General features: G+C 55.8%; 4 protein-coding genes. 1 reads left to right on the top strand and 3 read right to left on the bottom strand.

The window, feature by feature from the left end; translation table 11 throughout:
• From GSQ89_RS38890 to GSQ89_RS35135, 3 genes are all read right to left on the bottom strand, one after another.
• Positions 1 to 234 (bottom strand): hypothetical protein (locus tag GSQ89_RS38890; protein WP_216856578.1); only part of this gene is annotated, 234 nt, incomplete at its 3' end.
• A 38-nt stretch (positions 235 to 272) separates the two neighbouring features.
• Positions 273 to 542, bottom strand: a complete 270-nt coding sequence (locus tag GSQ89_RS35130) for a hypothetical protein (protein ID WP_158932762.1) — start codon at positions 540 to 542, stop codon at positions 273 to 275.
• 223 nt (positions 543 to 765) lie between these two features.
• Positions 766 to 1,002 carry a hypothetical protein gene (locus tag GSQ89_RS35135; protein WP_158932763.1) on the bottom strand — a complete coding sequence of 79 codons (237 nt, stop codon included), beginning with the start codon at positions 1,000 to 1,002 and terminating at the stop codon, positions 766 to 768.
• A 327-nt stretch (positions 1,003 to 1,329) separates the two neighbouring features.
• Here GSQ89_RS35135 and GSQ89_RS35140 point away from each other — a divergent pair, with 327 nt between their 5' ends.
• The gene (locus GSQ89_RS35140) at positions 1,330 to 1,692 is read left to right on the top strand and encodes a transposase (protein WP_158932764.1); all 363 of its coding nucleotides are present in this window, start codon (positions 1,330 to 1,332) and stop codon (positions 1,690 to 1,692) included.
• Positions 1,693 to 1,944: the final 252 nt, after the last annotated feature.

Here is a 1,944-nt window from a genome sequence, read left to right on the forward strand (position 1 = left end):
CAGGCGATTGGTCGGGATGGTGAAGTCCACTTCAACAGCCAGCGGCGTGCTGGCGGTTTGGGATGGCAGTTGAAGACCGCAACTGCCTTCGACCGACCAAACGTGCGTCTGCTCCTGCCCGCTCCACCCGAATGTGCGGTGGGCAGCACTATTGCCATCGCGATGGAAATCCACGACGAAAATGGTCCCCCCGCGACTATTTTGCACGTCCTCTCGCGCTTCCGTAGGAGACATAGCCAACCGTTCCGGACGCACCGTTTCAACAACGTGTGTCATGGCGCCGCCGGACGGCATCCCTCATGATAGCCCAAACGCATGAAGTGATCTCGTCCAGAGCTTGCCACACCAAGGTCCAACCCTTTTTTCACGTGCGCGTAGCGGGAAACGTACCATTCTTCATCGACAATGATGTTGAAAGGTAAATAGCCGTCAAAATATCCCCGTTCGACATAGTGTTCCGCAGCGGACGAATATGCCCGGTTATCGATTTCCTTTGCTGCCTTGGGATAAGTGGCGCGATACCACAGGTCGTCGACCGGCACCCCGATCAGTATATTACTTCAGCAGACGCCAAGTTGGCCGACCGCATGCGGGAAAGATATTGACTGTAACTTGGACTATCGTCACCGTATGTCGCCTTACTTACCGGCTCCTGAGTAATGATCACGACCAAAAAGTCATCCCGAGCAATGCCGACCCGTAACCGTCCTAGAGTGGGAACGATGCGCAGGCGACCATAGGATTGTGCCAACCGAACAGGCTCGGTCAGACCACGCCAACCAGGCGCGAAAGGCTTTCGCCCTTCAAAATACCCATGCTTGTGGAAATGGGGGTGGCGGACTCTGTCGATGTACGTTCCACGAAGCCGCCGATCGCCGGGTATTCGGCTAAATACCAATCTTCATCGACCGGAACTGCCTCCAGGAATTTCGTCAATACGTCGACGACATCGCCGTAAGCGGGCGCCAAATGGGTGTTGTCAGTGGCAGCGTGACGGGTCATCCACGTTTTCAGAGCGGCAAAAGGCGGAACGTATCGCATCTCTCTTCCAGTGCAATTTGAGCGAATATCAAGAAATCGAACCAATTGCTTCAACATTCCACATACGTGGATCTGGGAAGAGCTCCCTTACCCGCTCGGCCACTGCGGTCAGCCGCCGAATTATGCGTTCCGATACCATATTTTATGAGCCATCCTTCTGGATGGTTGATAACGAACTGTGCCTTGCAGTTCAATACTCAGTCAAGGGCATTTAGGCTCGAAACCCAATTACCGGTTGACCTGCCTCGGTGGAGTCCGATTCGAAACTTCCTGATGGAGGGAGCAAGGATGTCGAATCTGTTCTGGTTGTCCGATGAGCAACTTGCGGCAATTGAGGCGGCGCTTCCGAAAAAGCGGCGTGGGGTGAAGCCACAGCGGAACCGTGAGGTGATCAGTGGTATCATCCACGTCCGGAAAATCGGTTGCGGCTGGGAGGATTGTCCGCCGGACTATGGCCCGCACACCACCGTCTACAATCGGTTCAATCGCTGGTCGAAGGCAGGGATCTGGTCCGCGATCCTGGCAAAGCTGGTGGTGTTCGATGCCACGGACATTCAGTGCATCGACAGCACGACCGCCAAGGCTCATCGCTGCGCTACCGGCGGAAAAGGGGGCCGAAAAACAGGCCATTGGACGCAGCCGGGGTGGTAGAACCACGAAAATCCATGCGATTGTCGATGGTGATGGTGATGGTGATGGTGATGGTGATGGTGATGGTGATGGTCGCATCGTCGGGTTCGAACTGACAGGTGCAATCGCCATGACATCAAACCGGCGACCACTCTGATCGAACCGCCGCCGCCAGCGAAGTCATTGCTCGGCGACGCAGCCTACGACAGCGATGCCTTCCGCGCATTTCTCACCGATCGCGGAACCACCCCGGTGATCAAACAAAACCCGACC

This window comes from Acidisphaera sp. S103 (assembly GCF_009765975.1).
Classification (GTDB): domain Bacteria; phylum Pseudomonadota; class Alphaproteobacteria; order Acetobacterales; family Acetobacteraceae; genus Rhodopila.

Coding starts and splice junctions, on each gene's coding strand:
- GSQ89_RS35140 (WP_158932764.1), top strand. CDS start 1,330: ATGTCGAATCTGTTCTGGTTGTCCGATGAGCAACTTGCGGCAATTGAG.
- GSQ89_RS35135 (WP_158932763.1), bottom strand. CDS start 1,002: ATGACCCGTCACGCTGCCACTGACAACACCCATTTGGCGCCCGCTTAC.